The 23,406-nt window shown below is 41.3% G+C and carries 24 protein-coding genes; 8 read left to right on the top strand and 16 right to left on the bottom strand.

Going from position 1 to position 23,406, the window contains the following annotated elements:
* Window positions 1-94: 94 nt before the first annotated feature.
* The 4 genes from VB732_RS03880 to VB732_RS03895 all read right to left on the bottom strand — a co-directional run bounded on the left by VB732_RS03880 (window position 95) and on the right by VB732_RS03895 (window position 1,372).
* Window positions 95-520 carry a type II toxin-antitoxin system VapC family toxin gene (locus tag VB732_RS03880; protein WP_323229528.1) on the bottom strand — a complete coding sequence of 142 codons (426 nt, stop codon included), beginning with the start codon at window positions 518-520 and terminating at the stop codon, window positions 95-97.
* 7 nt (window positions 521-527) lie between these two features.
* Window positions 528-743 (bottom strand): hypothetical protein, encoded by a 216-nt coding sequence (locus VB732_RS03885; protein ID WP_323229529.1) that lies wholly within the window; start codon window positions 741-743, stop codon window positions 528-530.
* 103 nt (window positions 744-846) lie between these two features.
* On the bottom strand, window positions 847-1,128 hold the full coding sequence (locus tag VB732_RS03890; RefSeq protein WP_323229530.1) for a hypothetical protein: 282 nt from the start codon (window positions 1,126-1,128) through the stop codon (window positions 847-849).
* On the bottom strand, window positions 1,121-1,372 hold the full coding sequence (locus VB732_RS03895) for a UPF0175 family protein (protein ID WP_073645131.1): 252 nt from the start codon (window positions 1,370-1,372) through the stop codon (window positions 1,121-1,123). Before VB732_RS03895 ends, VB732_RS03890 begins: the two co-directional genes overlap by 8 nt.
* Before the next feature lie 230 nt (window positions 1,373-1,602).
* On the opposite strand from VB732_RS03895, the gene VB732_RS03900 reads away from it, so the two are divergent.
* Window positions 1,603-2,028, top strand: coding sequence for a hypothetical protein (locus VB732_RS03900; protein ID WP_323229532.1), 426 nt, complete (start codon window positions 1,603-1,605; stop codon window positions 2,026-2,028).
* Between the two features lie 114 nt (window positions 2,029-2,142).
* A complete protein-coding gene (locus VB732_RS03905) occupies window positions 2,143-4,242 on the top strand; it encodes a single-stranded-DNA-specific exonuclease RecJ (RefSeq protein ID WP_323229533.1) in 2,100 nt (699 codons plus the stop codon).
* A gap of 63 nt (window positions 4,243-4,305) precedes the next feature.
* Here the strand turns inward: VB732_RS03905 and psb30 are convergent, their stop codons facing one another.
* Entirely contained in the window at window positions 4,306-4,437 is a 132-nt protein-coding gene (gene psb30, locus VB732_RS03910; protein WP_100902773.1) for a photosystem II reaction center protein Ycf12/Psb30, read from the bottom strand.
* Window positions 4,438-4,626: 189 nt separating this feature from the next.
* Window positions 4,627-5,835, bottom strand: coding sequence for a transposase (locus VB732_RS03915; RefSeq protein WP_323229534.1), 1,209 nt, complete (start codon window positions 5,833-5,835; stop codon window positions 4,627-4,629).
* Between the two features lie 311 nt (window positions 5,836-6,146).
* Here VB732_RS03915 and VB732_RS03920 point away from each other — a divergent pair, with 311 nt between their 5' ends.
* From VB732_RS03920 to VB732_RS03930, 3 genes are all read left to right on the top strand, one after another.
* Entirely contained in the window at window positions 6,147-6,497 is a 351-nt protein-coding gene (locus tag VB732_RS03920) for a YkgJ family cysteine cluster protein (protein WP_323229536.1), read from the top strand.
* 117 nt (window positions 6,498-6,614) lie between these two features.
* On the top strand, window positions 6,615-7,046 hold the full coding sequence (locus tag VB732_RS03925; protein ID WP_323229537.1) for a TMEM165/GDT1 family protein: 432 nt from the start codon (window positions 6,615-6,617) through the stop codon (window positions 7,044-7,046).
* Between the two features lie 55 nt (window positions 7,047-7,101).
* On the top strand, window positions 7,102-7,404 hold the full coding sequence (locus VB732_RS03930; protein WP_323201043.1) for a TMEM165/GDT1 family protein: 303 nt from the start codon (window positions 7,102-7,104) through the stop codon (window positions 7,402-7,404).
* 244 nt (window positions 7,405-7,648) lie between these two features.
* Here VB732_RS03930 and VB732_RS03935 read toward each other — a convergent pair whose 3' ends face one another.
* Window positions 7,649-8,575: a cobalamin-binding protein gene (locus VB732_RS03935; protein WP_323229538.1), complete on the bottom strand. Its 927-nt coding sequence runs from the start codon at window positions 8,573-8,575 to the stop codon at window positions 7,649-7,651.
* Between the two features lie 515 nt (window positions 8,576-9,090).
* On the opposite strand from VB732_RS03935, the gene VB732_RS03940 reads away from it, so the two are divergent.
* Entirely contained in the window at window positions 9,091-10,884 is a 1,794-nt protein-coding gene (locus VB732_RS03940) for an ATP-binding protein (protein WP_323229539.1), read from the top strand.
* A 163-nt stretch (window positions 10,885-11,047) separates the two neighbouring features.
* On the opposite strand, the gene pruA is transcribed toward VB732_RS03940, so the two are convergent.
* Complete coding sequence (gene pruA, locus VB732_RS03945; protein WP_323229540.1) at window positions 11,048-14,017, bottom strand: L-glutamate gamma-semialdehyde dehydrogenase; 2,970 nt, start codon at window positions 14,015-14,017, stop codon at window positions 11,048-11,050.
* A gap of 296 nt (window positions 14,018-14,313) precedes the next feature.
* On the opposite strand from pruA, the gene VB732_RS03950 reads away from it, so the two are divergent.
* Complete coding sequence (locus VB732_RS03950; RefSeq protein WP_323229541.1) at window positions 14,314-14,976, top strand: hypothetical protein; 663 nt, start codon at window positions 14,314-14,316, stop codon at window positions 14,974-14,976.
* 192 nt (window positions 14,977-15,168) lie between these two features.
* On the opposite strand, the gene VB732_RS03955 is transcribed toward VB732_RS03950, so the two are convergent.
* The 8 genes from VB732_RS03955 to VB732_RS03990 form a co-directional block, all read right to left on the bottom strand.
* Window positions 15,169-15,894: a HEAT repeat domain-containing protein gene (locus VB732_RS03955; RefSeq protein WP_323229542.1), complete on the bottom strand. Its 726-nt coding sequence runs from the start codon at window positions 15,892-15,894 to the stop codon at window positions 15,169-15,171.
* A gap of 169 nt (window positions 15,895-16,063) precedes the next feature.
* Window positions 16,064-16,909, bottom strand: a complete 846-nt coding sequence (locus tag VB732_RS03960; RefSeq protein ID WP_323229543.1) for a HEAT repeat domain-containing protein — start codon at window positions 16,907-16,909, stop codon at window positions 16,064-16,066.
* Entirely contained in the window at window positions 16,909-17,166 is a 258-nt protein-coding gene (locus VB732_RS03965) for a phycobilisome linker polypeptide (protein ID WP_323229544.1), read from the bottom strand. The genes VB732_RS03960 and VB732_RS03965 overlap by 1 nt, the downstream gene beginning before the upstream one ends.
* A 73-nt stretch (window positions 17,167-17,239) precedes the next feature.
* Window positions 17,240-18,109, bottom strand: a complete 870-nt coding sequence (locus VB732_RS03970) for a phycobilisome linker polypeptide (RefSeq protein WP_323229545.1) — start codon at window positions 18,107-18,109, stop codon at window positions 17,240-17,242.
* Between the two features lie 142 nt (window positions 18,110-18,251).
* Window positions 18,252-19,064 carry a phycobilisome linker polypeptide gene (locus VB732_RS03975; protein WP_323229546.1) on the bottom strand — a complete coding sequence of 271 codons (813 nt, stop codon included), beginning with the start codon at window positions 19,062-19,064 and terminating at the stop codon, window positions 18,252-18,254.
* Between the two features lie 380 nt (window positions 19,065-19,444).
* Window positions 19,445-19,933, bottom strand: a complete 489-nt coding sequence (gene cpcA, locus VB732_RS03980; protein WP_190729705.1) for a phycocyanin subunit alpha — start codon at window positions 19,931-19,933, stop codon at window positions 19,445-19,447.
* Between the two features lie 83 nt (window positions 19,934-20,016).
* Entirely contained in the window at window positions 20,017-20,538 is a 522-nt protein-coding gene (locus VB732_RS03985) for a phycocyanin subunit beta (protein WP_323229547.1), read from the bottom strand.
* A 691-nt stretch (window positions 20,539-21,229) separates the two neighbouring features.
* Complete coding sequence (locus tag VB732_RS03990) at window positions 21,230-22,033, bottom strand: superoxide dismutase (RefSeq protein WP_323229548.1); 804 nt, start codon at window positions 22,031-22,033, stop codon at window positions 21,230-21,232.
* 908 nt (window positions 22,034-22,941) lie between these two features.
* Here VB732_RS03990 and VB732_RS03995 point away from each other — a divergent pair.
* The gene (locus VB732_RS03995) at window positions 22,942-23,328 is read left to right on the top strand and encodes a hypothetical protein (RefSeq protein WP_323229549.1); all 387 of its coding nucleotides are present in this window, start codon (window positions 22,942-22,944) and stop codon (window positions 23,326-23,328) included.
* Window positions 23,329-23,406: the final 78 nt, after the last annotated feature.

Raw genomic sequence — 23,406 nt, forward strand, 5'->3', positions numbered from 1 at the left:
GATAACTCTTGAATGCTTAACGCACAAGCTGATTGTAACGAAATATTTACTTGTCATTAGCCATTTGTGAATAACCAATACCAATTCCCAATTTTTAAGGCAAATTTTCTCGCAATAATGCTCGAAAACCTGCTTGTTGAAAATGCTCATCAGCAGTCAGCGCTTCAGTGATTCCGCTATACTCCATCACAATAAAAGATACGCAATCTACAAATCCCCATTCTTTCTGTGTTTGTTCCCGATATAGCTCGAAAGCACGTTCGTAGAGTTCCTGGGAAAGAGGGACAATTTCTACTTTGGAGTCTGCTACTAGAGAATTTAATAATATGATTGCCGCCTGACGATAAGGTTGTTGAGATAAAGCATTGCCAATTTCCAACATTACCGCCTGTGTTGTCACCAAACGAGTTTCTGCTGCTTGTAACATTTTAGCCAGATGTAAGGCTCGGTCATGCAAGCGATCACTCGGTGCAGATAAGGCAATGGCAAATGATGTATCAAGAAAGACTTCAGAATGCATGGAGAGTTTACTTACTATATAAATATTTATCTATATTGGTAGACCAGTCAGGTGGCCCATCTAAGTTGAGCGATCGCGCCGTTTGCAGAAATGATACTGTTTCATATTCACTTGGCGGTAAAACTTCAATACTGATTCGCACGCGGGTATTGATTGGCAGTGCGATCGGTTCAGCCGGATAGAACACTTTGCCATTAAAGACAGCTGTGATTTTTTCTACCATTGTTTGCAAAAAATGCTTTTAGTCTATCCTAAGCTGGTTGTAGCAATACGGGTAGAGTAAACGATGTAATAACTAGTGAAGATACCTATATCTGTCTTACGAATTATATCAATTTTTCAAAATTTTCTAAACCACCAACTGAACTAATGTTAACTAAAATTGATAATGGTTCTAAGATAATGGGTTCAGGAGTTTGAATTTCTAACCAAGTTAGTTGACTGACGGCTTGTGCGCCAGGTAAACCTGCACCTTGGACTGTTACTTCATCCCATACGGCTGGGGGAATTAATATTCGCTGATACAGTTGAGGAAGAATTTCCAGTTGCTCGATAATTGATAAAGAGATGAGGGGACTGCTATCGGCAACAATCACAGGGTTAGTCATCGCGCAATTCGTCGGCGATTTGGTCATCATCTAAGTTGATAACAGGGATTTGCAAACGTCCTAGTTCGTACATGAACTGCGGTTTGTTCATGCTGCAAAAGGCGGCGGCTTTACCAAGCGATAGTCGGCGTAGCTCAAATAGTTTGACTGCGAGCAGAAATGTCAGTTCTGCTTCTAATGCTTGGGGTGATTTACCAGAGGTAATGAGTAAGTCATCGGGATAATGAAGGGATAGGATGTGCATAGTTAGCTTCTTGCTTCCTGATTCCTAATTCTTTCTTGATTATGACTTAATACCAAACCAACTAGGATAGCGATCGCACCCAGTAGTGACTGGCTAAATCACGATTAAATCGCTTATCGAAGAATGATGAGATGATGTTGCTTTGCATTAGCTTAATTCTGGAAAATATGCTGAGGCTTAACAGTCCGAAATTAAAGTAAGATTTCAGCTTAGTACTTATACTGTGTATTATGCTTAAGTCTCTGTCATTTGCTTTAGTTGCAGCTACCATTTTAGTTGCATCAATCAATAATCCCAGCAGTACTTTAGCGGGAACTTGTGCTTCTAAGTGTGGTTCTCGCCCAATTCAGTTTACACCTGGGCAACACATTCGGGTTGAAGTCGTAAATAGCACACCCAATCTGATCAAAATACAACAACCCTCTGGCACTGGTGCAATATCTTTGAGTCCAGGGCAGAAATTAAATTTAGAACAAATAGAGGGTACGGAGCCAAATACATCTCTGATATTTTGGAGTGAGAAGGGTTTATCACTACAAGCAATCGTCTCGAAACCTAACTTTGGCACATTGCGGCTAGAACTCCGTCCGACTTGGCGCTCTCCTGGCGATCGCTCGTTATATATTATGGATGATGGTAGAATCAACGTGTTTTAGATAGCAAATAGTGTTATTAGTTATGGGTTAAGAAACAACTCTCAATTCAATACTCATAACTCTTGTAGAGACGCGATTAATCGCGTCTCTACTCCTAACTCCTAACTTTATACTGTGCTAGACCGACCTGTATCTGAACTCTCAAAGCCTCACCGACGCTTACCCAATCAGCGCTGGCAAATTTATCCACAAAAGCCAGAATTTGCCCAAAATCTGGCAGCTTTGACAAATATTTCACCCATTATCAGCCAGTTGTTGATTAATCGGGGCATCGAAACACCAGAACAGGTACAAGCATTTTTAAATCCAGAGACTTTAGTTTTGCCTTCGCCGTTGGAAGATTTCCCAGATTTGGCGATTAGTTTGGAGTTGTTGCAAAATGCGATCGCTTCTCAAACAAAAATTGCGATTTGTGGTGATTATGATGCTGATGGGATGACCAGCACTGCTCTCCTTTTGCGTAGTCTCCGCACTTTGGGCGCACAGGTAGATTATGCTATTCCCAGCCGGATGCACGAAGGTTACGGTATCAATAAACGCATAGTTGAAGAATTCCACAGCGAAGGCGTAGGACTAATTCTGACTGTAGATAATGGTATCTCTGCGTTTGAACCAGTTGCGAGAGCTAGAGAACTTGGTCTAGCAGTGATTATCACCGATCATCACGATGTACCCCAAAAATTACCGCCAGCTAACGCTATCCTCAACCCTAAACTGATAGCTGAATCCTCACCTTATCGGGGTGTTGCTGGTGTTGGTGTCGCCTACATTTTGGCAGTGTCTCTAGCGCAACAGCTAGGGGAGACTAAGGGCTTGATTCAGCCGATGCTAGCACTATTTACACTGGGAACGATCGCAGATTTAGCCCCCTTAACAGGCGTGAATCGCCGTTGGGTAAAACGCGGTTTACAACATTTACCCAAATCCAACTTACCTGGAATACAGGCGTTGATTCAAGTGGGTGGTGTGCAGGCGAGGGGAGAGGAGAGAGCAGGGGGAGATAAGGAAAAACTTCAGTCCCCAGTCCCCAGCCCCAAATCCCTCAAACCTGAAGATATCGGTTTTCGCTTGGGGCCACGAATTAATGCTATTGGCCGGATTGGTAATCCCCAGACTGTGATTGAATTGCTGACTACAGATGATATGGGGGTGGCGCTGGAAAGAGCAATGCAGTGCGAACAAATCAACGCTTCTCGTCAGGAAATGTGTCAGCAAATCGAACAAGAAGCGATCGCTTATGTAGAATCAGAATTTGTTGCATCTCTACAGCAAAACCGTGTATTAGTTGTTGTTCAACCCAATTGGCATCACGGCGTTATTGGCATTGTCGCCTCCCGCTTGGTAGAACGTTACGGCGTTCCCGTGTTCATCGGTACTTATGAGGATGAGGGACACATACGTGGTTCTGCACGCTCAATTCCAGAGTTCCATGTATTTGAAGCTTTGGAATATTGTCACGATTTACTAGGGAAATTTGGTGGACACAAAGCAGCCGGGGGATTCTCTCTACCAGCAGAGAATTTAGAGATGGTGCGATCGCGTTTGATTGAGTTTGCTAACCAGTGTCTTGAACCGCAGCATCTCAAGCCTCTGCTCAAAATTGATGCAAAAGTCAACCTCAATCACATAAATCAGCAGCTTTATCAACAGCTTAATGCTCTACATCCCTGCGGTATGGACAACCCCGATCCAGTTTTTTGGACAGCTAATGTTCAAGTGGTTGAGCAAAAAATTGTTGGGAAGGGTCACATTAAACTAACAATTGCCCAAACTATTGATAATCAGGAATATAAAATTAAAGCGATCGCTTGGCGTTGGGGCGACTATTTCCGCTTACCGCCGCGAGTGGATGTCGCTTATAAACTACGAGAAAATTACTTTAACGGTAACACCACCATCGAGCTAGAGTTAATCGGTGTCAGATTGCCAGTTCAGCTTCAACAATTTTTTGCTTCGCCACCTATCCCGTCAAGTGCTACCTTTGAGTACAATCAGCGACAATATACTTGTGGTTTTTATAAAAATGGTATTGGGGCAGAATTAAGAATTAAAAATCCTGAAGGTAAGGTATTAGTCATGCAGCCAGGACATATAATCGGTTTACTGGGCACTAATCGTCAAAATGCCAAAGAAGTTGATATTTCCCAACCACAGTATGACGGTATTATTCAAGCTGCACTTCAGGCGTTATCGGTATTGAATGCTGAGTTATGAGTTATGAGTCTTAAATTCAACAATTTTTTCAACTCAGGACTCACTACTCAGCACTCAGAACTGTTATAGGTTGCCGTTGCGAAATGCCAACAAAAAGATTACCACTGGCCCAGCAATCACAATTAGCCCCACGGACAGCAATTGGAAAATAACTTCCCAATTTATACTGGTAAAAGCGTTAAACAAAGCGTCCATTTTTCCTTTTCTCCTCCCAATTGTCTTAAAAAATTCAATAACTTAATTAGGAAACCCGAAATCGATCATATCTGGCTATGGCCTGCTAGATTTAATTTACTTAACAAAATTATAAGAAAAGACATAAAAACTTGACATCCTCCCGCCACTGGAAACGGAAGTACCGAATGCAGTGGGGGATTCCAAAGATCACTCTTTGGGTTTCCTCTTTCCACGAGTTGATTTGCTTGAAGGAGTTTTCTCACCCAAGTATTGATCAGCCTCTCCAGAGGCGTTAGTTCCGACGTGACCCGCCGTACTTAATCCCTTTTCTAATATGTTCCGCGCCGCGTTCCAATCTCTGTCTTGAGTGTGTCCACAATGAGGACAAATATGAGTTCTAGTGCTAAGAGTCTTTTTGACAACTTCACCACAATTAGAGCAATTTTGGCTGGTGTAGTAAGGTGGAACTGCAATTGTCACCACGCCGAACACCTTACCGAAATACTCAACCCATTCACGAAACAGCGACCAGGAAGCGTCACTAATCGATTTAGCAAGGTGCCTATTCCTCACCATATTCCGCACATTCAAATCTTCATACGCCACAAGGTCGTTAGACCTCACCACGCACCTTGCACATTTTACAGCAAAGTCTTTACGCTGGCGACTTACTTTGAGGTGCTTACGCGCAAGTTTATTTCTAAACTTGACTCTGTTGTTAGAACCCTTTTTAGTCTTAGACAAATGGCGTTGCAACCGCTTCAAAGACTTCTCGCTTTTACGAAGATGTCGGGGATTTGCAACTGTTTCCCCGTTACTATCTGTATAGAAATGGCTCAGTCCCAGATCAATACCAATAGTTTTACCTGTCGGTTCTCGCCTTTCTACTCGCTCTTGGTCAATGCAAAACTGTGCATAGTACCCATCAGCACGACGTACAACCCGCACCCTCTTAAATTGTTTAAGTTGGTAGAAATGCAGGTCACGGGTTCCCCAAAGTTTAAAGGTTCCTGCCTTAAACCCATCCGAGAAAGTGATATACCTGCGGTCGTCAGAAAGCCGCCATCCACAGGTTTTGTACTCAACGGAACCGTGTGTTTGCTCTTTCTTAAACTTTGGAAATCCTTTTTTTACTCGTTTGCTTTTTTTGCAGTTGTCAAAGAACCGAGCAATTGCGCTCCACGCTCTTTCAGCACTAGCTTGTCTTGCCATCGAGTTCAACTTGGATACCCAAGGAAACTCAGTGTTGGCAGCAAGCACAGCGCAGAATTTGCTGAGGTCGTATCGCCCAATACCCTTGTTATCCATCCAGTACCGAAGGCAAGCATTACGAACAAACCGCGCAGTTCTAATCGCTTCATCAAGCGCTTGATATTGCACGTTTTGTCCTTCAAGTTTTGCTTCAAATACCAGCATGTTTACGTTATGAACATTAACGTAAATTATAACACAAAAAATGCGAAAAACCTAGCTATCCCCTCTCTCTTGCTAACTTTCAGTCAGCTATGGCCGGAGGATGCTAGGTTTAACGCAAACACGATTTATGAGGCAGTGCGTTAGGCGGCGAGCCACTTTTGTTGCAACTGCCGTCTCGCCGCCATAATCTTTAATTATGGCGGGAGCCTTCTCTCCGATTTAGGTAAAATTAATAGCATTGGGCATTGATTATTAATTTATTTTCCCTGCTCCCTATTCCCCACTCCCCATTCCCCATTCCCCAATCCAAAATGTCAACTTGGCAATGTGTAAAACAATGTGGAGCCTGCTGTAATCTGGATCCCGCAGATCGTCCAGATTTGGATGAGTATCTCTCTCCACCAGAACTAGAACTCTACCTCAGCATGGTAGGCGAAGATGGATGGTGCATTAATTTCGACCATACCACGCGAGAATGTCGTATCTACTCAGATCGTCCCCGTTTCTGCCGCGTAGAATCAGAAGTATTTCAAGATATGTATGGGGTTGAACCTGAAGAAGTCAACGATTTTGCTATTGACTGCTGTCGTCAGCAAATAGAAGGAGTATACGGCGATCGCAGCTTAGAAATACTACGCTTCGATAAAGCTATTGGCCCGTAAAGAGGACGCAAAGACACCCGATAATTTTTTATCTCTATTTATGTAGTTGCAATTTATTACAACAATCTGAGAATATGATAGAAATATGAAAGCAACTTAGCAACCAAACTACTGCCTGTGAAACTTGACTCTGCACCTTTGGAGATTTGTGGCATAGCTCAGACTGAAATCGAGCTAGAACTGAAAAACAGCACTGATTTTAACTTAACTCCTGCGATCGCCCAGCCAGTTCAGCCTATAGTTGCCGATAGTCCCCAAAAGCAGCAATCAGCACTAGTAGTTTTTGGTACAACTTTTATAACCATTTTTCTAGCAGAAATTGGAGATAAGACTCAGCTATCCACTCTGTTAATGAGTGCAGAATCTCATTCGCCGTGGGTGGTATTTATCGGATCTGCGGCTGCACTGATAACCACAAGCTTATTAGGCGTGCTTTTAGGTAGTTGGATAGCCACGCGACTCAGCCCAAAAACTGTAGAAAAATCAGCAGGTGTGATGTTGTTGGTGATTTCCCTAATGCTCTTTTGGGATGTATTTACTAGTCATTAGTTATTTGTCATTTGTCATTTGAAAAACTCCCCATTCCCCATTCCCCCTAAAATATATGGATTGGCATCTCTTAGGACTGAGCTTTATTACAGTTTTTTTATCAGAATTGGGTGACAAAAGTCAGCTAGCAGCGATCGCACTTTCAGGGCGTTGTAATTCTCCCCGTGCAGTATTTTTCGGCGCAGCAGGCGCATTGCTGTTGACAAGTCTGTTGGGGGCATTAGCAGGGGGAGCAGTAGCAGAATTATTACCTACACGGTTGTTAAAAGCGATCGCTGCTGTTGGATTTGCCATTCTTGCAGCACGCCTGCTGTTATTTAACAATGAACCATCAACGGATTCTGAACAGACACCCTAAGAAAGAGTCAGAAGACTTCACCAATGAAAGGATAGAGTTATAACGCCGTCAAACTCTAAATTCATACTGAATTCTGATATCAGGTTCGGTTAAATACTTATAACATCTGTAGGTTGGGTTGAGGAACGAAACCCAACGCTTGATCCTTGCTCATCTTGGGTTTCATTGCCGTTCAACCCAACTTACATCGAGAAGTTTTATTATAAGTAATCACCCGAACTTGATATGACTCCTGAATTGTTCTTTACAAAACCTCCCAAGCAGTTCCTTTGTAGCCGTATTGAAAGATTTCTGGATGTAAAATTTCTGCCAAAATTTCTAGAGAATCTACCAGTCGGGGCCCTGGACGATTAAAGTATGAATTGCCATCAGTTATGTAGACTCTACCAGCTTGGGTAGCGTGCAGTTTTTCCCACTCTGGACGTTGAGTTAACAAACTGGCTTCTTGGCGAGTGCGATTCAAATCAAATCCACAAGGCATAAAAACAATTATGTCTGGATTAGTTGTTAATAGTGTTTCCCACTGCAACATAGAAGAAGGCTGACCTGTGGAGCAAAATAGAGATTGTCCTCCTGCTAAGTTAACTAATTCAGGAATCCAATTAGCAGCGACCATTAAAGGATCAATCCACTCAATACAGGCGACAGTAGGCTGTTCATTTAAAGAAAGTCCTTGGATTTTTTGCTGACAAATTTTGACGCGAGCTTCTAAATTTTCTAAGACTTTTAATGAATCTACCTCGAAGATGTGACTGACTCGTTCAATGTCAGCCCAAACATCTGGGAGAAGATTGGGTTGTAAAGAAATAATCTGCGGTTTACTCTTAATAAGTGTAGCAACTGCCTTTTCGACTTCTTGTAAGCTAACAGCACAGACATCACACTGGTCTTGAGTAAGAATGTGGGTAGGCTCCAACTGCTCTAAAACATCTGTTTTGATTTCATAAATACTGAGAGCAGATTGTAATAAATTGTTCACATCATCGTGAATTTGGCTACTGGATGCATTGGAATCTAAACGTGCTTGGGTACAAACGGGGCGATTGAGGATTTCTGGAGGGTAATCGCATTCGTGCGATCGCCCTACAATAGCATTAACTAACCCTAGTGCCGCTAAAATCTCTGTTCCACCAGGAATCAGAGAAACAATTCTCACATTATTATCCGTCATTGCTCCACCTCTATAAAAGCTCCCGTTACCTTAATATTCGCAAAATTTGAGTCATTGAGTATCTTTCTTCAGGAGAATCAACGGTATTTTGGTAGTCATACTTAATTCTCTCCAGAACTTGATGTTTAACCCCAAGTCTAATAAAGTTGAATTTCGTAAAGCTTTATAAGCAAAATCACGTAGTAAAAATTGTTTTAAGTATAATTATAGTTAGCAAAAATCACTAATTTGAAGTATTAAAAGTTATTATGGTAATCCTACTTGATTTATTAAGATTAAAAGTCACAGATTTCCTACTTTTGAAACAAGTCTGAACTTTTCTCTATCAGAATTGATTTAAGATTGCTATAGCAAAATCTAGTTTAGAACTCATTATTCAGAATCAAAATATTTAATTTTAAAAAATAAAGTTTCCGGTTCTGAAAAGCACCAGGTAGTAATTGTAGTTATACAAAGATAGTTCTACTTTTTACGTAGAACTGTAAAGCGAAATTATTTCTTCTTGAGGTCAAGTAATGCAGGTGCTGTCAGCTAGAGATATTACAGAGCAAAAGCAGTCACAAGAGGCTTTACAAATCAGAGAAAATAGTCGGCGAAAACAAAGCCAGACGTTAGTACAACTGGCAAGAAGCAAGACATTTCAACAAGGTAATCTCAATGCAGTATTAAGAGAAATCACAGAAACTGCTGCTCAGACGCTTTTAATCAAGCGAGTTGGGGTGTGGTTATATGATGAAGAACGCTCAAAAATTGAATGCATTGATTTATATGATCTACATACCAAGGAGCATAGCTTTGGTAACTTGCTTTCACAAGAAAATTATCCAGTTTATTTCCAGGCTTTAGAAGAGGAACGTACCATTGCCGTAGATGATGCCAGAAACGATATAAGAACCCAAGAATTATCCGAGTCTTATCTTTCTGTTTTGGGCATCACATCCGTACTGGATGCACCGATTTGGCTGGAGGGTCGTTTAGTAGGCGTAGTGTGCCATGAACACATTGGCGATGTTCGCCAATGGACTTTAGAAGAAGAGACTTTTGCAGGCTCAATTGCAGATTTTGTGGCTCTGGCTATAGAAGCAAGTGAGCGAAATATTGTACAGGAAGCGCTGCGACAAAGTGAGGCACAATTCCGAGCAATTTTTGAGCGTTCTTCTATCGGTATTGGACTTATAAATATGAAAGCAAAAATAGTCGATACCAATCCAGTACTGTGCCAGATTTTAGGATATAGCCGAGAAGAATTATACGGCAAGAGCTTTACAGATTACATTTCCATACAAAAAGGAGATTTAAAACTTTACAAACAACTGATGTCAGAAATTCGCACCAACTTAGGGAAAACTTCAAAGTTCGGCTTCCAACCCTCCAAACATCAAGAACAGTTTGTTGAAAGACATCGCATTGAACTGGAAAGACGCTGCTTGCATCAAAGTGGTAGCTTCGTTTGGACTCACATCTCTGTTTCTGTTATACCAGACAGCAATGGTGAACCTGAGTTTTTTCTAGCGATGATTGAGGATATTACTGAACGCAAGGAAATAGAGTTGAAACTGCGTGCTTCTCAAGAAGCAGCAGAAGCTGCTAGTCGCGCAAAAAGTGAATTTTTAACAACCATGAGTCACGAACTGCGAACACCTCTTCATGCGATTATGGGTTTGTCACAGTTGCTGCAACAAGAAATAGTTGGCTCTCTCAATGAAAAGCAGAACGAATATGTAAGTTGTATATATAGTAGTGGTGAGCATTTACTGGCACTGATAGACGATATCCTTGACTTATCTAAGGTAGAAGCAGGTAAAGAGGAATTATTACTGTCACCTTTGCCAGTGTCAGATTTATGTAATTATGCCATCTGGACAGTGCGCGATCGCGCCTCAGAAAAAGGTTTACAACTCACCTGTAAAATTGATATACAAGAGAATATTTGTATTGCTGATGAGCGGCGCATCAAGCAAATGTTACTCAATCTGCTCACCAATGCCATTAAATTCACCCCAGCAGGTAATGTATCACTAGTAGTAAAAAAATTACCGCAAGGAATAACTTTCACAGTTTCAGATACTGGAATTGGTATAGACTCAAGTCAGTTTCAATTTATATTTGAACCCTTTAAACAGCTTGATAGTCGTTTAAATCGGCAGTACGAAGGCACTGGTTTGGGATTAGCTTTAACACGCAAATTAGCACGTTTGCACGGTGGAGATGTTACCTTTACATCGACTTTGGGAAAGGGTAGCGAGTTCACTTTGTTTCTTCCAAATCCAGTCCTTTCGGAAGCAGAGAAATATGAAACAGATGAATGAAAAATTTTTACTTTATGCTTGGGTTAGCGACAGTTTTACCCAGGAAGATCCTCCCAATTCCCTTAAAAAGAGTTGCCCTAATTTACTGTTTTTAAGGAGGGTTAGGGAGAATCAAACCTTAGCTTCAGCGTATTGGTTTATACTTCCTAGTAATTTTTCTAGTTTAATCTGCCCCTTCAATTGGTGCAAAACCTTGACGCTGAATATTTTCTGTCACCGCACGTGGTTCTAAAAATTGCAGTAGATAATCAGGGCCTCCTGCTTTAGAACCCACTCCAGAAAGTTTGAATCCACCAAAGGGTTGCCGCCCAACGATCGCTCCGGTAATATTGCGGTTGATATACAAATTCCCAACTTCAAACTCTGTCTGCGCCTGCTGAATGTGCGAAGGTGTTCTAGAATAAAGTCCTCCAGTTAAGGCGTAGTTTGTCCCGTTGGCGACTGTTAACGCTTCTTGAAAATCTTTTACCCTAATTACCGCCAGCACTGGGCCAAAAATTTCTTCCTGGGAAATTACCGCATTTGGCGAGACTTCGCTAAATATGACAGGGCCGATAAAATATCCTTGTTCCGGTGCTGGTAATTCCAAGGCTACTTTTGCTTCTGCCTTACCCTTCTCAATATACTCGCGGATGCGATCGCGGGCATTAGCATCAATCACTGGCCCAACTTGTGTACTTGGTAACTCTGCTTCCCCAATGTTCAAGGATTTTGTCGCTTCTACTAATCGCTGCACAAAAGCTTCATAAATCGGTTCCAGCACAATCACCCTGGAAGCAGCAGAACATTTTTGTCCACTGTAACCAAATGCCGACTGCACAACTCCTACTACGGCTTGGTCTAAATCAGCACTTTCATCCACGATAATGGCATTCTTGCCACCCATTTCAGCAATCACTCGTTTCATGTGCTTTTGTCCGGGTTTTAAGATTGCGGCTTCTGCGTAAATTCGACAGCCGACTTCTTGGGAACCTGTAAAAGCAATTACATGAGTATCTGGATGATTTACCAAATAAGCGCCCACTTGTGAACCCTTACCAGGTACGTATTGAAATACACCTTTAGGAAAACCAGCATCTACCAAAATTTCTGTGAGTTTTGCTGCAATTACAGAAGATGTTTCCGCAGGTTTGAGGAGAGTACAATTGCCTGAAACTAAAGCTGCAACTGTCATTCCACATGCGATCGCAAGAGGGAAATTCCAGGGAGAAATTACTACAACAATTCCCCGTGGCTGGTAGATATAACGATTAGTTTCTCCAGCAAGGTCATAATTAACACCTTTATCTAGCCGTTCTATCTCATCAGCATAGTACCGACAAAAGTCTATCGCTTCCGAAACCTCTCCGTCAGCTTCTTTAACTGGTTTCCCAACTTCCAAAACTATCCAAGCTGAAAGTTCGGCGCGGCGGAGTTCCATCAAATCACCCGCTTTCCGCAAAATATCAGCGCGTTGTTTGGCGGGTGTTCTCCTCCATTCAGGAAACGCTGCTTTAGCTGCTTGCATTGCCTGTTCAGCTTGTTCAACGCTAATTAACCCAACCTTACCAACTACTTCACTGAAATTAGAAGGGTTGAGAGAATCAACAAATTCCGGCGGATTAACATATTCTCCATTAATCAACGGCAAATAAGTTTTACCCAATTGTTGACGAACGCTTTGGAAAGCTTTCGCCGTTTTCGTTCTTATCTCTTCCACCGCAAAATCGGTATCAGCTGCACCGAGGAAATGAGAGTTATGAGTTAAAGATTTTTCTTCTTTGACAATTGGCGGCGCTAATAACTCCTCAGTTGGTCGATTTTCGAGATTTTGCCGTAAAAAAGAACTATTCGCTGTATTTTCCAACAATCGGCGAATTAAATACGCCATTCCAGGTAATAATTCACCGTAGGGACAGTAAACTCTAACTCGATAGCCTTTGTCAACCAACGCTTTTGCAACTTTATCACCCATGCCGTAGAGGACTTGCAATTCAAAGCGACGGCGAGGAACATTTAAACTTTCAGCTATGGCAATGGCGCGAGAGTGCGATCGCACATTATGGCTACCAATGGCAGAATACACATATTGGTGATTTTCTAGCAATAACTGAGTGATGGCTTCAAAGTTAGCATCGGTTGCTGCTTTATCGTTGTAAACTGGCTGTGGCCAATGCTTTTGGGCCGCTTTGATAGTTTCTTGATCCCAATATGCACCTTTCACCAAGCGGATTGTCAAGGGATAACCGCGTTCTTTCAACCAAGAAATTACGTTTTTGGCATCTTGTTCACTATCACGCAGATATGCTTGAATCGTCATGCCGATATCTGTGCGTTGCCGAAATTCTTCTTCTAATAAGAGTTTTTTCAGGATGCTGAGAGTTATATCCTTATAAGCATACTGTTCCATATCAAAATGCACAGCTGCGCCTAACTCTTTAGCACGACGTAAAAGGGTACGAATGCGATCGCTAACTCTCTCCTCACTACCTTTAGCATCTAAAGGATCAAATTGGGAATAAAACGCCGTTAATTTAACAGAAACCTGAACTTTTGGGATTGTTTCGCCATCAGCCTCATCAATAGCCGGGATAGCAGCCCAATTCTTTGATGCTTCCACCAATTGTTGCATTAATTCTAGATAACGTTCTAGATAAGACTGCGCTTCGGCTTCGGTAATTACAGCTTCACCAAGTAAATCAATGGTAAAAGCCATTTTTTCTTTTCGTAGTCGTTCAACTGTTTTGATGACTTGTTTTATATTTTCCCCAGAAATATATTTATGGGCAAGAGTCTCAACCGCAGTCCCAACGGTTGTAGCAGCAACTTGTCCTGGCATCGAGTCAGGATTAGCAAAGTTTAGCATTCCCTTTAAAGCTGCCGGTAATTCTACAGACTCATCGCCTAAATATTCTTGTAAATGTGAGGCAATTTCTGATTTACTGTGTAAAGCAGGTAGCGTGTCTATAAAGCGAAATAGTTGCACCCGCAACCCAGGATTACTCATCGCCCAAGCTAGTAATTTATCATCCCAACGCATTTGATCCCGCAGGGAAGAAAAAAACGAACGATTTTCCTGGGTTGCTGCTAGAAGTTGTTTAGCAATTTCTTGGGTTTTAGCTTCGTAGGTGCTTGTTTGTACTTGTAATACCACTGATAATAAACTCCGTTAATCTAGGCAAGGCTTTTTGTACAAAGCCTGTGTCTTCTATTTTGACGCTTTCATTTAGCTGTCACCATATCTAATGATTTTCTAAGTTGCAATTTAAGTTTGGCAGCAAGAAAATTCTAAGTAGTGGCTTTTATCAGATTTTTGAGGAACACGGATAATTCGGCACAAGGGAAGGATTTTCCGGTTTTTACCCTTATTTCTCTGATTGCATCTCCCGTCTGTGGTTTTAACAGGATGTACTTGTTTTTTCCAATACTAAGAATGGGTATACTCACTCTATGCCTACAGAAAACTTTATGGATATTTTATTTTCTAACTGGCAACACACACTCCAACCCTTTGGCGTTGGCCAGTTAGCGGCTGAGAAAGCCTTTAATGACTTGGTAGCAGCTTACTCTAGCCCTAGTCGCTACTACCATACACTGAAACACATTCATCACCTTCTCAGTACAATTGAGATTTTGCAAGGCTACGCTAATAACCTACCTGCTGTTCAACTAGCTGCCTGGTTTCACGATGTAGTGTATGACACTAAAGCTCAAGATAATGAACAACGAAGTGCAGACTATGCTTTTGAATTGCTGAGTGATTTAGGTATTCCAGAAAGTACTATAACTACTGTTACCCGTCTCATTTTGAATACTAAAGACCACCAGGCTGCGGTGAATGACTATGATAGCCAAGTTTTACTTGATGCAGATTTAGCGATTTTGGCTGCTAACTCAGTGCATTATCTAGAATATGCCCATGCCATTCGCCAGGAATATAGCTGGATGTCAGAAGGGGATTATATCACAGGTCGTCAGCAAGTTTTAGAGCGATTTTTACAGCGATCGCGTATTTATTATACGCCTTTAATGTTAGAGTTTGCCGAACCCTCTGCCCGTGGTAATATCCAGGCAGAAATTAAGTTTTTATTAATGGAATTTGCGGTTACATAAACAAAGTCCAATGACCTAAGCCAAGATAAAATTAGCAAAGGTAAGCCCTTTATTTTTAATCCGTACAGGTGGGTAATATCATCTCCGGTAAATTACTTGTGATATGTCATTGCGAGTGTAACGAAGTGGAATGAAGCAATCGCAGGGGTTCGGAGATTGCTTCACTTCCTACTGCTATAAATTTTGAATTGCCTAACGTCTGCCGCCGCCACGGTGAGGCACGTCAACTTCAGTTTCTTGTAGCTTTCTTTTCGGTGCAAAGACTTCTTGATGTTGTTGTTGCTGAATTTTTTCCTGTGCAAACTTGACACGGGTACGAACTCCGAGATCAACATCTGTATCGAGCATTTGCTGAAGTTGATTGGTAATTCGTGATCTTTGATCGGGTAAAGTGGCTGCTATAACGATCGCTAGTGTTTCTAAACTCGTCACTGCTGCATAACGGACTACCCATTCTGGATCTTGAGAAATTAGTAATAGCGCCTCTAATACCTCAGTCTGAACGGATTCTAGTTTCTCAGGCGGTACTTGATGCCAGCGCAAAGTGCCTAGCCCTCTAGCTGCTGCCCGCCGCACACTTAAAGAAAAATCAGTTTTTGCAGCCTCAAATAAGGTATCCAGCGCCCGAACATCGCCAATTCCCGCTAAGGCACGAAGTGCCCAAGCTCTAGCACCATAGTTATAGTCATCAATTAGTTCTAGTAGTGGCAATACTGCGGCTTCCCCGATCGCAATTAATCCATCTACTGCCGCCACAGCCGCCCCTGGATTGTTGTAGCCCAAAGCTGCAATTAAAGTGGGAACAGATTCCTCTAAACCAGATGCTGCTAACTCTTGAACTGCGTCTACTAAGCGTTCTGACGAGTCTGCTTCTTCTACAGCACGGATCAGAATTTGAGCAAGATCGCTGTTATTCATAACAATTTTTCATGAGTAATTGACCGTCAGCCAATTGTAGCTGAAGTTATCCGTAACTGACTCATACATAAACCCCCTAACCCTAATTTTGCAGTTGGGCTGGGGGTTTATATGTAGTGAGCATTTTAATGCAACGTATTAATAACAACTTGCTGTCTAGAATTTAGGACTATAATAACGAGTCCATCAAATTAATGACTTTTATCGCACCTTCTGACAAAGTATTTCGTGTGGTGTGATTGACTTGATGTTCTAATAATCCTTTGAGAGAAATGAGCTTGAGGCTATTCTCAGCAAGAGTCTGTGCGATCGCATCTGCTGCGGGTAAATATCCAATCGCTCCCAAATCTGCTAAAACTGCTCGACGCAATTGTAATCTTTCACCTGCCAAAGCCTTTACCAACCTTTCTCCATAAACTGGTTCTTGGGTTAATTGATACATTGCTCGTGCGGCAGCATATTGTACCAATTCGATTGGATGCTCTAAAAATGGGTTTACTAAAGGGATAACTTCAGTCGCCCTCAATGTTCCCAAGGCTTCTAAAATGGCCTCGTAGGGTTGAGATAAATCAGGCTGCTGTGATCCAAGCTGCTCTCCCTGCAAACCTACTGTTAATAGTTTGATTAGGGCAGGAATACAAACCGGATCGCCTAACATTTCTAAGGATTGTGCTGCTGCTTCCCGCACATAAAAATCTGAGCAGTCTAAACATTTAATTAAAGGTGATACTGCTTGGCGATCGCCTAGTTTTCCCAATGCTCTAGCTGCGTTCCGTCGCAGAGGATATCCGCCTTCTGGTGTCCTGTCGGCTTCATCCTCTAAAGCTTTAATCAGTCCTGTAACCGCAGCTGGTTCACATATCCGAAACCTACCCAACCACCAAGCAGCATAAAAGCGCAACCCTAAATCAGCACCTTCAAGATTAGCGATCGCTTGTTCTACTGATAAAGATTCACCACCGGCATTATCACCTGTCGCTGATGAATCTTCAAGTTTCTGTGGACTGGAATTCATTAGGAAGAAGGATGATCGCTTTGTTCGCTATGTGTTGTTGTATCAAGATTTAATGGCTGAATACTGACTATTTTGCCACCCAAGCGAGTAATTCGCTGCATTTCTTGATTCATCCGGTTCTCAGGCACTGTAATAAATACACTGGCGCTAGAACGAATCGGATAGTTGTTTTTTTCAGTTTCTTCCGTTTGGCGTAACCCAACTACTTCATAGCGGAAGTTACGACTATTATTCCTACCACTAATTTGCCCAACCATAAATCACTTCCAAATTTCAAAATTTTTATTGATTGGTCAATAGTCATTAATCAATGACTATTGACAAATGATCCTAAAGAGGTTTCACACTGGCTATTTTACCACCTTGTTTTACCACTCTCTGGAAGTAACTAGATAGTTCTTCATAAGGTATTATCACCGCTTGATTGACACGGCGTGTACTAGGATAACCAGCACCAAAAACCCCTGCTACTTCAATACGGTAGAGTCTGCCTTCTTTGCCAAATGTTCCTGCACCACCAAAAGTACTGTTAGGGGTAACACCTTTTTCGGAAGGAACGTATGAAAAACCAGAAGAAGCACCAGATGGAGGAACAACAACAGATGCACTGTTGCGACCTAGTTCGGCAGCAAGGCGAGAGGAATTACCTCTAAGTTGGGAGGTATCGCTATTGGCATAGCCGCGATAAAGTTGGAATATCCGGCTAAATCCGACAGTTTTCTGACCTGTTTGAGTTTTGAAACCGCGATAGAAAGGCACAATATTGTCACCAAAGCTACTTTGATACTCTGGCGAATCAATATAGGAATCAATGTCGGCTTCATATCCCTTGGTTTGATATAAGTCTAAGTGATAGACCACCTCAGACTCATCATAAGGGGCACGACCCAACAAATGTTTATAGTTCAGTTCAATGACGCGAGTTTGAAAACTGTTGTAGAAAAACTTAGATTTGTACAGTTCTGATTTAGCTACTTGACGTACAAATTCTTGTACTGTGCTTTTCCCATCGCGCAGAATAGATTCAGCACTTGTGAGACGCTCAGATTTCATTAAGTAATCGTTGCCCAACAGCTGACGATAGACGGCAGTAATTACCTGCTCTATGTCTTCTTTAGTTGCATTTGGGCGCAATTCTAGAGGAGCGTTATCACTAAAAGCTTCTGTTCCCAGACGGGAAGCTGCTGTTGTAATAGCCATTGGTAGTTTTCCTTTTGTAATTGGTAATTGGCAAAGGGAGTGGGGAGTCGGGAGTCGGGAGTAGCGAATTTCACTACTCCTAACTCCCTAGTACAGACGCGATTAATTGCGTCTCTCCCTACTCCCCACCCCGATTCCCTATTTATACAGATGTGATGCTAATAACCTTGCTGCCCTTACGATTAAGCTGCTGCAACTTGCTAGAAAGTTGTTCGTAGGGTACAAGAAATTCCGCACTACCCCGCCGCACTACAGATGAGTTTGGAGAAGCTGCTTGTAGTACCTTAATTCGGTATGTTTCTCCTCTCCCACCTGATGAGAGGCCCGTCAAAGCTCCTGTAGAGACTGGGTAGATAGGTGAAGCTAAATTCTTAGCTATTTCCCAAGTTAGGCGTCCTTGTTTTTGTCCTTGAGCGCGATCGCTATTGGCATAACCCCGATACAGTTGGAAAAGTCGGCTATAGCCAACGTTTTTCTGCCCTACTAGGCTATTAAAACCACGATAGTATGGTACTATATTTTCGCCAAAGCTTTCTTGATATTCTAGTGAGTCAATGTATGAGTTAATCTCAGCTTCGTAACCTTGTGAGTTGTAAAGTTCAACGTGGTACGAAATTTCTGACTCATCTTCTGGGGCGCGACCCAATAAATGCTTATAATTCAACTCGATAAAGCGAGTTTGCGAGTTTGAATGGAAAAACTTATTCCGATAGAGTTCCGACTGAGCAATGGCTAGCACAAATCCCCTAACTGAAATATCGCCTTGCTGCAACAGTGATTCAGCACTGACAAGACGCTCTGATTCCATTAGGTATTCATTACCCAAAACCTGACGGTAAGCTGCCCGGATGATCACTTCCACATCCGTTTGTGTTCTATCGGGACGTAGTTCTGTCAGTCCTGAGTTTTCAAAGGCTCTAATTCCTAATCTTGCTGCTTGTTCCAAAGCTGCCATCTTTAAACCTCCTCAGTTTTAACTGGAAAACTGAAAACTTTTTAGAAAATTTTTTTCTAGTTTTTTTAAAAGAAAGAATTCAGGAGTCAGGAGGCAGAATTCAGAATTTAATTAAATCTACGCGATTGGTGGATAACACACCGCAAAAGATCCCAGAAGCGTCTGAATCAACGGTGAAACACCACCCTAAATATGCATTAGTGGTCAATTTCAGTAGTGGTGCGTCTGAATTCCACACTCAAAGATTTTTAAATTCTGTGTTCCTAATTGTGCATTCTTCTTTAACAGTCTTTTGAAAATAAAACTGCCCAGAAAGGTAAACCAACTCCTAGCTATTTGCCAACAGAGCTTGTTTTCCTTTCCGGGCTAAATACACTCTATTAGCTTAGAGCGTTAATTGCGTAGTCGATGTAGGAATTAGCTTCTACAGCAGGATCGCCACTTAGACCGTGGTTAGCCTTGATGTACTTGAGAGCTTCAACGTACCAGCTGGGAGATAGATCAAAGGTGCGGTTGATTTCAGTCAAACCGGAAATCAAGAACTCATCCAATGGGCCTGTACCACCCACAACTAAGGAATAGGTAACAATCCGCAGGTAGTAGCCGATGTCACGTGCACACTTTTCTTTACCGGTGTTGGTAGAAGCGAAGTTAGGGCCTTGTTGTTGAGTGGTGTAGGGGAACTTGTTGTACACCGCTTGAGCTGCGCCTTCGGTCAAACGTTGAGCATTAGCAGTCAAGCTTTTTGCTGCTTCCATGCTAGCAGGAGCTTGACGGAAACGACCAAAAGCGACTTGAAGTTCGGTGCTGGAAAGAAAGCGACCTTGAGAATCTGCGGTTGAAACTGCTTCGGTAAGAGGTGTCTTCATCGGTTTAGTATCTCCCTATTTACAATCTTGTTGAAATTTGTTTTGTCTAACTGACAGTTGTCAGTCAATAGTCTTAATCGGGTTTAGCTTACTGCTGAGGCTGCACGATCAAAGTAGCTAGCAACTTCAGATGCTATAGCGCTGCAATCGCCTCTGGTGATATTGTTGGGGTCGTTAACAAGAGCCAAAGCTGCCTCTTTCATCTTTTGTACGCCAGTTGCTACAGAACCACCAGGAACTCCTAGAGCTAAGTAGGTTTCGCGCAGACCGTTCAAACAACGATCATCTAATACACTTGCATCACCTGCAAAGATTGCATAGGTGACATAGCGTAAGATGATTTCCATGTCACGCAAGCAAGCAGCATTTCTACGGTTGGTGTAAGCATTACCACCAGGAGCAATCAACTGAGGTTGTTCTGCAAACAAAGCGCGAGCTGCATTAGCAACAATTGCTGAGGAGTTGCTGGTAATCCGGTTTACGGTATCTGCACGCTTGTTGCCATCTTTAACTAGGGCAGCTAGGGCGTCTAACTGAGCAGCGCTGAGATATTCACCGCGGGCGTCAGCTTGGGTGATTACTTTTGCAAATGCATCTAAAACCATTGCGTTAAATCTCCTACTTTGCTTGGTTAAGAATAATTGGACTCAAAACTGAGTGCTTCAGCTTTTTTTAGATGTCAGTACTGCCTGACGAGTTACGAAAGGTTTAAAACAGACATCTCAAGAAATAAGTTTACGATCTCCAGGCTTTCAGATTAAAACTTTTGTTAAAAAACTTCAAACTTCTATGAACGACTGGAAAACCTGATTAAGATGTTGTTTTTCACTTCCAAGTTATCTTTATACAATGCTGCCGCATCATTTTTTATTACAAATTATTGTTATGTTTGTTAATTTGATTTACATAACTTCATATCTTCTATAGGATAATTTATTCGGCAAAATCTCTTAAAGAATGCATAGGCATAGCCCGCATTTCTCTACGAGACGCTGCGCGTAGCTTGCTTCCACGAAGGGGTATGACCAAACTCAGTGACCATCTCAAGCATCGACTCTTAACCTATGTCATGCTTATGTAAAATTGGCTACTTCCCTACTCCTTCGACGAGGACATACATGATATCTGCAATAGTTTTAAAGTGAACTACCCAGATGAAGTGAAGTAGTTTGGAAATTTTATTCTTAAAAAGTCCTTATAACAAAGCTACCCCTAGAGGTATAGAGGTAGCTTTGTTAAAGATGTCTTTGAAGATTGCATTAGCATTCCGTAGAAAGCTTACATTCCTTATAACATTCAGTTCACAGAGCGTCCCGTAGGAAAAGAAAGGTATCGCCTGTTAACTTGGGGCCAATTTACTACATTCCACCAATTATTCAAATACTCTGCGCGACGGTTGCGATATTTTAGGTAATAGGCATGTTCCCACAAATCGTTACCCATAATTGGATATGAACCGTCCATAATCGGGTTATCCTGATTTGCTGTGGTAACAAGCTGGAGTTGATTTTGAGGATTGCGTACTAGCCAAACCCAACCACTACCGAAGCGAGAAGTACCTGCTGCGTTAAACTGTTTTTTAAAGGCATCAAAACTGCCAAAGGTTTGGTTAATTTCTTGAGCGATCGCTCCTGATGGTTTTCCACCACCTTCAGGACTCATAAGTTGCCAAAAAATCGTGTGGTTGAGATGACCACCACCGTTATTACGCACCTTTGTCCGAATATTTTCAGGTACGCTATTTAAATCCACTAGTAACGCTTCAACACTTCTTTTTTGTAAATTTGGATACTGCTTCAATGCATCATTTAGGTTCTTGACATAGCTAGCATGGTGTGCATCGTGATGCAATTTCATTGTTTCAGCATCAATAGCTTTTGTTAGCGAGCCATCACTATAAGGTAATGGTGGTAGCATCGCGGGGAAAGCACTTAATGACCTATTGGGATAAGCTACAGAAGCAAAAGACCTAGCAGCCGTTGATATTGGTGTGGAAGATTCTGCTTCAGCTATTAGTACTGGGTTATAAGAAATTACTAAAATTGTCAGTACAATTGTCGTGAAGAAAAAAACTATCGTTTTTCGCCAAACTTTTATCATAAATTCTAGCCTCAAAGTCAATATTATTTGGCTTGTCATCTGAATCATATACTGTTGTTTCGCAGCACAATCAAGCCAAATATGAATTATACCTTGGCTGGCAAGTTTTTGAGCAAACATACTCAAGATAATAGAATTAATCACTGCCAATACATGGGGTTATTTAAGGCATAATAAAAGCCCCATTTAAGCGATAAACCTTTACTAGATAAGCTGCTGATGCAAAAACAATTAATCGGACGGCTTGTAACAAATATAACTTAAATTTTTATTTTTTAAACAACTCAGTACAACTCAAAAAGGCTTGTTTCTCGTTAATTTGGGCCTATTCTCTGCTTACACAACCATGTTCAGAAATAAAAGCGGATTTCTACATAGCCTTAATATCCAGAAAATTTTTCAGCATTTTTTATACTTATATTAACATAAAAACATCTACTTATAAATTAACTGTCTAATTTATTCCCTTGGATATATAGCTTATAAATAGAAGCAAAACTATTGGCAGATATAGCCGAAGCTTTATTTTGCTAAACCTATAATTAAAAGCTTGTAAACATTGAAATCCCTGCTAATGAAATCTAATCTATGTAGTAATTTATTATGAATTGAACTATATATGAGTAAGCTAAATTTATATATACTCTATATTCTTCCTTTCTTCATCTATTGATATCTCTCTAGAATAGACGCTTTTAAAATCTTGCTTGTCATAAAAATATAAAATTAGTATTTCAAAAAAATACTGATTTTCTTGTAAGCAACTACCATGTATTTATGTTCCAGACCAAGAGTGTAATCAACCTCATTCTCATGGAACAGTAATAAGTTGAAACTTCCAAATGAATAGCTATTCACCTGCAATTAAAAATCAAGGCACTAAAAACATATAACAGAAGGTAAATGATATGTATCACGATCAAAAGTTGCAAAAAGATGTATTAGCTAATAGTGCTTCACAGGTAGTAAAAAGTGAAGAAAAAACCGATCAGTCACAAGCCCATGAATTAAATATCCCTGATATAGCGGTGTATTTATCTCCTGTTGGATTTATAATTGGTTGGGTAGCTTTTTTTGCCATAATGCAAAAAATTAGGGCATTTTTAGATCATAAGATGGCTTTTTCCATCAATAGATTACACAAGCTTCCCTGTAAGAACTGCCGCTTTTATTCAAATAATCATTATCTAAAATGCGCGGTAAATCCTTCTATTGTTCTTACAGAAGAAGCTATGAATTGCTCTGAATACTCACCCAGCAATAAAAAACATTCCGCAAAAAATCCCTTTGATTAGGAATTAAAATTATCAATTTGATGAAACAACGTCTTTCGTTTCTACAGTATTGTAGGCAAATATTAATATATGCGAACT

The sequence above is a fragment of the Nostoc sp. UHCC 0252 genome, from assembly GCF_034931145.1.
In the GTDB taxonomy this organism is placed as follows: Bacteria; Cyanobacteriota; Cyanobacteriia; order Cyanobacteriales; family Nostocaceae; genus Nostoc.